Consider the following 9,820-nt stretch of genomic DNA (forward strand, 5'->3'; position numbering starts at 1 on the left):
CGGGGGAGGGCGCTTTTCGTGGTGTTCGACTGCTCAAGTTCGAACGCCATTGTCCCGGCGCGGGGGGCGAAGTTAAGGTCATTCCTAATTCCGCTGTTCCTGCCGGGATCGGACAAAGACTCGCTCGGCGGCAAAGTTCCGAAAAACGAATTCCCACCTTCCGGGCAGTACCGAACGAGAGACGAGGCAAAGGAAATGGCCGGTCAGTGGCACGCAGGGCGGGCACCGTCCCCCCGGCAGGACGCCCAGCGCGTAGGCGGAGAGCAGGCCAGGCACCTGTCGGCCGGCATGGAGTCGCTGCACCGCGCCGACCCCGAGCTCGCCGGGCTGCTGGACGCCGAGGTGCGTCACCAGGACACCACGCTGGCGATGATCGCCTCGGCGAGTGTCGCCGCCCCCTCCGTCCTGGCCGCCGGCGGCGCGGCCCTGTCCAACGTCACCGCCGAGGGCTACCCGGCCGCCCGCTACCACCCCGGCGCCGCCCGGTTCGACGAGGTCGAGCTGCTGGCCATCGAGCGGGCCAAGGACCTGTTCCAGGCCCGCTACGCGAACGTCCAGCCGCACTCCTGCTCCTCGGCCAACCTGGCCGTGCTCACCGCGCTCATCCCGCCGGGCGGCACCCTCCTGGGCCTGGGCCTCGACGCCGGCGGGCACCTCACCCACGGGTCGCCGGCCTCGGTGACCGGGCGTCACTTCACCGCCGTGCACTACGGCCTGGACCGCACCGGCCGCATCGACTACGCGCAGGTCGCCGAACTCGCCCGGCGCCACCGGCCGGGCGTCCTCATCGCCGGGGCCAGCGCCTACCCCCGCACGGTCGACTTCGACCGGTTCCGGGCCATCGCCGATTCCGTGGGCGCCTACCTGCTCGCCGACATCTCCCACATCGCGGGCCTGGTCGCCACCGGAGAACACCCCAGCCCCATCGACGCCGCCCACATCACCACGACCAGCACCTACAAGCAGCTCGGCGGCCCCCGCGGCGGCCTCATCCTCAGCGGCAAGGACCACCGGGCGCCGGGACCCGACGGCCGCACACCGCTGTCCCGCCTCATGCAGCGGGCGGTCTTCCCGCAGTCACAGGGCACACCCAGCCCCGCCACCATCGCGGCCAAGGCACGGGCCTTCTCCATCGCCGCCGCCCCGGAGTTCAAGGACACCACCCGCCTGATCGTGGAGAACGCCGCCGCCCTCGCCGCGGAACTGGCCGCGCTCGGCTACCGCATCCTGACCGGCGGCACCGACAACCACATGGTCCTGCTGGACATCATCGACCGCGGACTGACCGGAGTCGTCGCCGAACGCGCCCTGGAGGACTGCGGGATCCTCGCCAACCGCAACCGCATCCCCGGCGACACCAAGCCGCCCCTTGTCACCAGCGGCCTGCGGCTCGGCAGCAACATCCTCGCCCAGCGGGGGATGGGCCCCGACCAGATGCGGGAGTGCGCCCACCTCATGCACACCGTGATCGCCTCCACCACCCCCCTGAGCGACACCGAGTACCTGATCGACCCCGCCCGGGTCCTGCACATCCGCGAGCAGGTCACGGACCTGTGCGCCCGGTACCCGCTGGTCCTCGAAGCCGGAAACCGCACCCCCGCCGCCCTGATCGGAGCCGGACAGTGAACCACGCCGCACACGATGCCGGCCCGGCCCACCCGCCGGTCCTGCTGCCCACGGACCGCCCACGACGCCCGGGCGTCGCAGCCCGGTGCTCCGCCGTCGAGACCACCGGCCTCGACGCGTACGCCACGGTCCCCGGACTCGACCGGCAGGCCGCGCAGGCAGCCGCCTTCGCCGCCCTCCTGAACCGCTACACCGGCCAGGACGGCATCGGATACGACCGCACCGACGACACCGGCACCACGCACGTACAGCTGCGGATCAACGGCACCCGCACCCTGCGGGAAGTGGCCGGCGCCCTGACCACCGGACCCCGGCCCGCGGCGGACACCGTCCCCCTGGCGCTCGTCTTCGCCGACCCCGCGCAGCCCGCGCAGAGCCCGGCCCTGTACGAACTGCGGCTCGTCGTGCGCGACGGCCTCGCCGAAATCCACTACGACCCCGCCCTCTTCGACGCGGCGACCGCACGCCGGATCCTCACCCACTACCGCACCCTCCTCCTGGACGCGCTGTCCCGGCCGGATGTGCCGCTCGCCCACCTGCGCCTGCTCACCGACGGCGAACTGCAGCAGATGCTCGTCGACTGGAACCGGACCGAAACCCCGCTGACGGACCACGGCTTCCTCCACGAGGCGTTCGAAGGCCACGCCGAGCGCCGGCCCGAGGCGACCGCGGCCGTTCACGAGGGCGCACGGTTCACCTACGGCGAGGTCAACACCGCGGCCAACCGCCTCGCCCACCACCTGCGCTCCCTGGGCATCGGGCCGGACGCCCGCGTCGGACTGTGCCTGGAGCGTTCGCCCGAACTGCTCATCGCGATGCTCGGCATCCTCAAGGCGGGCGGCGCGTACGTGCCGCTCGACCCCGACTACCCGGCCCAGCGGATCGCCGCCATGGTCGAGGGCACCACCTGCGCCGTCACCGTGAGCCGCGCCGAACTCGCCGCACGGCTGCCCGCGACCGCCGGCAGCGGGACGCCCCTGGTCCTGCTCGGCCCCGGCGGCACCGACCTGTCGCAGCACCCCGCGCACAACCCGGCCCCGGTCACGACGCCCGATCACCTCTGCTACGTCATCCACACCTCCGGCTCCACCGGGGCACCCAAGCCGATCGCGCTGCACCACCGCGGCGTCGTCAACAACATCGCCGACCTCAACTCCCGCTTCAAGGCAGGACCGGGCGACAGCGTCCTGTCGCTGTCGTCCCCCAGCTTCGACCTGTCCGTCTACGAGTACCTCGGCATCACCGCCGCCGGCGGCGCCGTCGTCATCCCCTCCGCGGCACGCGCCAAGGACCCCGCCTACTGGACCGAGCTCCTGACCGAACACGGCGTCACCGTCTGGAACTCCGCCCCGGCGCTCCTCGATCTGCTCGTCGACCACCTGGAGCAGAGCGGCGCGGAGCCGCTGCACCAGCTGCGGGCGGCGATGCTGGGCGGCGACTGGATCCCCGTGCCCCTGCCCGGCCGGGCCCGCGAAGTCGCTCCGGGAATGCGCCTGATCACCATGGGCGGCGCCACCGAGGCGTCCATCCACTCCACGATCTACGAGGTCGTCGAGGCGGACCCCGACTGGGCGAGCATCCCCTACGGCCGCCCGATGGCCAATCAGCGCACGTACATCCTCGACGACGCCTTCCAGCCCGTCCCGCCGGGCGTGCCGGGGGAGCTGTACCTGGCCGGCACGGGCGTCGCCCGCGGATACCTCGACCAGCCCGAGCGGACCGCCGAGCGGTTCCTTCAGTGGTCGCACGCCGGAGTGTCCGACCGCATCTACCGCACCGGCGACCTGGCCCGGTTCGGCGAGGACGGCCTGATCGAGCTGCTGGGCCGCAAGGACTTCCAGGTCAAGCTCAACGGGCTGCGGGTGGAACTCGGCGAGATCGAGGCGGTGCTGCGCTCGCACCCGGCGGTTCAGCAGAGCGCCGTCGTGGCCCACCGCAGTCAGCTCGTCGCCTACGTCGTCGTGGAGGACAGCGAGGGCGCCGACCTTCAGGCACTGCACCGGCTCGCCGCGGACCGGCTCCCCGAGTACATGGTCCCCAAGGTGATCGTGCCCCTGGACCGGCTGCCCCTGACCCCCAACGGCAAGGTCGACCGCAAGGCCCTGCCGGAGCCCGACCTGTCCGGCGCCGACTACCGGGCGCCGCGCACCCCCAGGGAAAAGGCCCTGGCCGAGGTCTTCGCCGACGTACTGGGCGTCGAGCGGGTCGGGATCGACGACGACTTCGTCGCCCTGGGCGGCGACAGCATCCGCGCCATCCAGGCCGTCACCCGGGCCAGGACCCGGGGCCTCGCGGTCACCCCCCGCCTCATCCTGCAGCTGCGCACCGTCACCCTCGTCGCGGAAGCCGCCCAGGACGCCGCGGACACCGAGGAGGACACCCCGTCGGCGCCGCTGCTCGTCCTCGGCGCCGACGACACCGAGAGCCTGCGCCGGCGCTACCCGCGGATGAGCGACGTATGGCCGCTGACCCCCATGCAGTCCGGCATGCTTTTCGAGTCGATGCTGGCCGACGCCGGCTCCGACACCTACCACCTGCAGACCGTCTACCACCTGAGCGGACCGGTCGACGCCGCCCGGATGCGGGCCGTGGGCCAGTCGTTCCTGGACCGGTACGCCAACCTCACGGCAGCCTTCGTCCCCGACGCCTCCGGCGACCTCGTCCAGGTGGTGTCGGACGGTGTCGCACTGCCCTGGCGGGAGATCGACCTCAGCGACCTCGCCGACGCCGACCAGGACGAGGCGTTCGCCCGGTTCCTGGCCGAGGACCAGGGCGCCCGCTTCGACCTCGCCACCCCGCCGCTGCTGCGCCTGACCCTGATCAGGTTCAGCCCCGAGAGGCACGAGCTGGTCCTCACCGCCCATCACGTCCTGATCGACGGCTGGTCGGAGCAGCTCATCGCCGAGGACCTGCTGCGTCTCTACGCCGCCGGCGAGGACGCCAACACGCTGGCCCCGGTGCGCAGTTACCGGGACTTCCTGGCCTGGCTGGCACGGCAGGACGGAAAGGAGAGCGCCCGGGCCTGGGCCGACGAACTCGACGGCCTGGACGGCGCGACGATCGTCGCACCCGAAGCCGGCGCCGGCGCCGGCGAGCCGCTCGGCGCCGTCGGCGAAGTGGCGCTCACCCTGACGCCGCAGGAGTCACAGGCACTCGCCGGACGCGGAGCCGAGCTCGGCATCACGGTCAACACCCTGGTCCAGGGCGCCTGGGCGATCCTGCTCTCCGCACTGACCGGCCGCCAGGACGTGGTCTTCGGCGCCGCCGTATCGGGACGGCCCGGCACGCTCCCCGGCGTGGAGACGATGGTCGGACTGTTCATCAACACCCTGCCGGTACGGGCCCGGTGCCTGCCGGGCAGCACGCTCCCGGCGTTCCTGACCGACCTCCAGAGCCGGCAGACCGCGCTCCTGGACCACCACCACCACAGCCTGACCGACATCCACCAGGCCGCGGGCCTGGACGCCCTCTTCGACACCATCGTGGCCTTCCAGTCCTACCCGTCGGATCCCGCGGGCCACCGGGAGGCAGCCGCGGCGGCCGGATTCGAGATCACCGGCCTCCGCTCGGTCGGCGGCGCGAACTACCCCCTGGCGCTGATCGTCGAGGACAGCCGGCTCACCCTCCAGTACCAGCCGCACCTGTTCGACGAGGACGCCGCCCGGGACATCGCCGGCCGCTTCAGGTCGGTCCTGGGCCAACTGGCCACCGGCGCCGGCCTGGTCGGCGGCATCGATCTGCTGGTGGGCACCGAGCGCGCGCACCTGCTCGCCGCCGGGGCCCCGGCCCGCGACGGGACGCAGGACAGTTTGGGCGGCCCGCACGAACAGCAGACGGCTGCCGCCCAGTTCGAGCAGCACGCGGCCGCCACTCCCGGCCAGGCCGCGGTGACCTTCGGCGACACGTTGCTGACCTTCGGGGAACTGAACGCGCACGCCAACCGCCTGGCCCACCACCTGATCCGCCTGGGGGCGGGACCGGAGACCGTGGTGGGGCTGGCCCTGCCGCGCTCCGCGGACCTGGCGATCGCCCTGCTCGCCACCCTCAAAACAGGCGCCGGCTACGCCCTGCTGAGCCCCGATCAGAGTCCCGCACGGCGGGACACGGTCCTCGCCCAGGCGGCCCCCGAGCTGATCCTCGCCTCGCCCGACGCCGCACCGGAACTCGCCCTCACCGACATCCCCCTCGTGCACCTGGAGGACATGGACCGCACCCGGGGCCCGGACACCGACCCCGTCGACGGGGACCGCAACGCCCCCGTGCGGCACGGCAACCTCGCGTGTGTGCGCTACGGGCCCCTGGCACCGGGCGGAGCGGCTCTCAGCCACCGGGCCCTGGCCGACGGGGTGCGGCGGTTCGCCACCGCGGCGGGCATCACGCCCGGCGCGAGCGTCCTGGCGACCTCGCACCACGCCGACACCGCCGTCTTCGAACTCCTGGGCGCGGTGTGCTCGGGGGCCGGCGTCGAGCTGGCCCAGGACCTCGGCGCCCTCGCCGCGAAGGGCTGGACCGGCGATGTGATCAGCACGGCCGCCCCGCTCCTGGCCTCGGCGCTCAACCGGTCCACCGCGGCGATCCAGGCCCGAACAGTTGTCTTCACCGGCGATGTGCTGCTTGGATCGTTCGTACAGCGGGTCCGCAAGCGGATCCCGGGAGTACGGGTCGTCAACGCCTACGGGCCGACCGAGACCGTCCGGGCCACCGCGCTCGCCGCCGCCGAGGGATGGCACGGCGAAGGGGCCGCCCCGCTCGGCTCCGTCCTCGGTGCCATGCGCGCCTACGTCCTCAGTCCCGCGCTGCAGCTGCTGCCGCCGGGCGTCACCGGCGAGCTGTATGTCGCCGGCGAGGTCGCCCGGGGCTACCAGGGCCAGGCCGGACTGACCTCCCAGCACTTCGTCGCCGACCCCTTCGGGCCGCCCGGCTCGCGGATGTACCGCACCGGGGACCTGGCCCGCTGGAACAGCCAGGGCGCCCTGGAGTACGTGGGCCGAAGCGGCCCGCCGGCCCGGATCAGGGGTCACCAGTTCCGTACCGAGGACGTCGAAGCGGCCCTGGCCGCCCACCCCTCGGTGTCCCAGGCGGCGGTGATCACCGCCGGAGACGGCGACGACCAGCAGCTCCTGGGCTACGTCGTCCCGCTGCGGAACGAGAGCACCGACGCCGCACAGCTGCGGGAGTTCCTCGGCGGGCGCCTGCCGGACCACATGGTGCCGACCACCTTCGTCCTCCTCGCGGAACTTCCCTCGACAGCCGAGGGCGGCGTGGACCACCAGGCACTTCCCGAGCCCGGCGACCAGGCCGCGGGCGAGGGCTACCGGGCCGGCCGCACCCCGCAGGAAGAGGCCCTGTGCGCGCTGTTCGCCGAGGTCCTCGGCGTCGAGCGGGTCGGGATCGACGACAGCTTCTTCAGCCTCGGCGGCAACTCGCTGAAGGCGACCCGGCTGATCGGCCGGATGCGCAGGTCCCTCGGAATCGAGACATCGATCCGGACGATTTTCCAGTATTCGACAATTGCGGAGCTTTCGGGTCAAGTCCAGGCCATCAGTGCCACCAAGAGCCGGCCCCGTCTACGCAAGATGACCAAGGAGTAGACCCAAAGTGATCCCCTTGTCCTATGCACAGCGCCGCCTGTGGTTCCTCGACCGCTTCGAGGGGGCCTCGGCGACCTACAACGTGCCCCTGGCCCTGCACCTCACCGGCGACCTGGACACCCACGCACTGACAGCGGCGATCCGCGACGTGATCGCCCGGCACGAGGTCCTGCGAACCGTCCTCTTCGAGGAAGCAGGAGTCCCCTACCAGCGGATCCTGCCCCTCGACGAGGTGGTCCTCGACGTACCGGTCGTGCCGGTGTCACCGGACGAGGTGGACCACACCATCGAGGAAGCGATCTCCTACGCGTTCGACCTGTACGCGGAGATCCCCATCCGGGCCCGCCTCCTGCGGCACGCCCCCGACGCCCACGTACTGGTCCTGCTGTTCCACCACATCGCGGCGGACGGGGAGTCGGCGGTCCCGCTGCTGCGCGACCTGTCGGCCGCCTACACCGCCCGCCGCGCCGGCCACACGCCCGGCTGGGACGAACTGCAGGTCCAGTACTCCGACTACACGCTGTGGCAGCGCGACCTGCTCGGCGACGAGAAGGACCCCGAGTCCATCCTGTACGGACAGCTCGCCCACTGGCGCGAGCAGCTGGCCGGCATGGACCAGCCGCTGAGCCTGCCCCTGGACCGGCCCCGCCCCGCGGTGGCCAGCCGTGAGGGCGGCCACGCGGAGTTCCGCATCGAGCCCGAGCTCCAGGCCGCCGTGGAACGGCTGGCCCAGGAGCGCGGCCTGAGCGTCTCGATGGTCCTGCAGTCGGTGCTCGCCGTGCTGCTGCACCACCTCGGCGGCGGCGACGACATCCCGATCGGCGCCCCGATCGCCGGCCGGGTGGACGAGGACCTCAACGACCTCATCGGGTTCTTCGTCAACACCTGGGTGCTGCGGGTCCAGCTGCCCGGCAACCCCACCTTCGGCGACGTCCTGGACCAGGTGAAGGACAAGGCCCTGGGCGCGTACGACAACCAGGACGCCCCCTTCGAGATGCTCGTCGACGAGCTCAGCCCGGAGCGCTCCACCGCCTACAACCCGCTCTTCCAGGTCTTCTTCGCCTGGCAGAACATCACCCGCGCCGAGGTCGACCTGCCGGGACTGACGACCCGCCTCGACTTCGAACAACTGGGCACCAACACCTCCAAGTTCGACCTGGAGTTCAACGTCGCCCCCGACGAGCACGACGGAGCGCGCGGCACCATCGAATACGCCACCGACCTCTTCGACCAGGAGACCGTCGACTCCATCGGAGCCCGCTTCGTAGGTGTCCTGCGCGCCCTGGTGGCCGACCCCTCGGCGCCGGTCAGACACCTCGACCTTCTGGAGCCGGCCGAGCGCCGGAACCTCACGGAGGCCAACGCCACCGCCACCGACGTACCCGACGCCACGATCAACGAACTGTTCGAGCGTCAGGCCGCCCAGAGCCCCGACGCGGTGGCCGTGGTGTTCGAGGGCCAGGAGCTGACGTACGCCCAGGTGAACGCCCGGGCGAACCGTCTGGCCCGGGTGCTGGTGGAGCGGGGGGCGGGTCCGGAGTCGGTGGTGGCGCTGTCGCTGCCGCGGTCCGCGGACCTGGTGGTGGGCATGCTGGCGGTCCTCAAGTCGGGAGCGGCATACCTGCCGATCGACCCGAAGTACCCCAGCCACCGCCTGGCCCACATCCTCACCGAGGCCGAGCCGCAGCTCATCCTCACGGACACCGCAACCGAGTCCGTCCTCCCGGACACCGCCACACCCCGGGTCCGTCTGGACGGCATCGACCTGGACACCGGCGACGACCACAGCACCGGCACCGGCAGTGCGCCGCACCCCGGCCGGCTGGCGTACGTCATGTACACCTCGGGCTCCAGCGGCACCCCCAAGGGCGTCGCCATCACCCACCGCAACGTCGTCAACGGCATCACCCACCTGGCAGAGCGCATCGACGCCGGCCCGGGACGCACCGCGCTCGCCGGTACATCGGTCAACTTCGACGTGTCGGTCTTCGAGATCTTCACCAACCTCTGCCACGGCGGGACGATCGAGATCGTCCGTGACGTCCTGGTCCTCGGCGAACGCGACACCTGGCCCGGCCACATCGTCTCCACCGTGCCCTCCGCCTTCGCCGAACTCCTCGACACCATCACCGGCCGCACCGCCATCGACACCCTGGTCTTCGCCGGCGAGGCCCTGCCCGCCGCCCTCGTCACCCGGGTGCGCGAGGCCTTCCCCGGGGTCCGCGTCGTCAACGCCTACGGCCAGACCGAATCCTTCTACGCCACCACGTACACCATCGCCGCCGACCACGCCTGGCAAGGCACCGGCAACGTCCCCATCGGGCGGCCGCTGGGCAACATGCGCGCCTACGTGCTCAGCCCGGGCCTGCGCCCCGTCGTACCCGGCGTCGCGGGAGAGCTCTACATCGCGGGAGACGTGGCCCGCGGCTACCGCGGCCGCCCCGACCTGACCGCCGAACGCTTCCACCCCGACTTCTTCGGCCCGCCCGGATCGCGGATGTACCGCACCGGGGACCTGGCCCGCTGGAACAGCGCGGGCGAGCTGGAGTACGTCGGCCGCGCCGACACCCAGGTCAAGGTCCGCGGCTTCCGCATCGAACCCG

Annotated in this window: 3 protein-coding genes; all 3 read left to right on the forward strand. The window is 72.1% G+C overall.

Going from position 1 to position 9,820, the window contains the following annotated elements; translation table 11 throughout:
* The first annotated feature begins 195 nt into the window (after window positions 1-195).
* The gene (gene glyA / locus KUF83_RS28665) at window positions 196-1,626 is read left to right on the forward strand and encodes a serine hydroxymethyltransferase (RefSeq protein ID WP_254644530.1); all 1,431 of its coding nucleotides are present in this window, start codon (window positions 196-198) and stop codon (window positions 1,624-1,626) included.
* Window positions 1,623-7,217 (forward strand): non-ribosomal peptide synthetase, encoded by a 5,595-nt coding sequence (locus KUF83_RS28670; protein ID WP_217457875.1) that lies wholly within the window; start codon window positions 1,623-1,625, stop codon window positions 7,215-7,217. Before glyA ends, KUF83_RS28670 begins: the two co-directional genes overlap by 4 nt.
* Window positions 7,218-7,233: 16 nt before the next feature.
* On the forward strand, window positions 7,234-9,820 hold a 2,587-nt coding region (locus KUF83_RS28675; RefSeq protein ID WP_217457876.1), incomplete at its 3' end, for an amino acid adenylation domain-containing protein.

The organism is Streptomyces sp. BV286 (assembly GCF_019090165.1).
GTDB lineage: Bacteria > Actinomycetota > Actinomycetes > Streptomycetales > Streptomycetaceae > Streptomyces.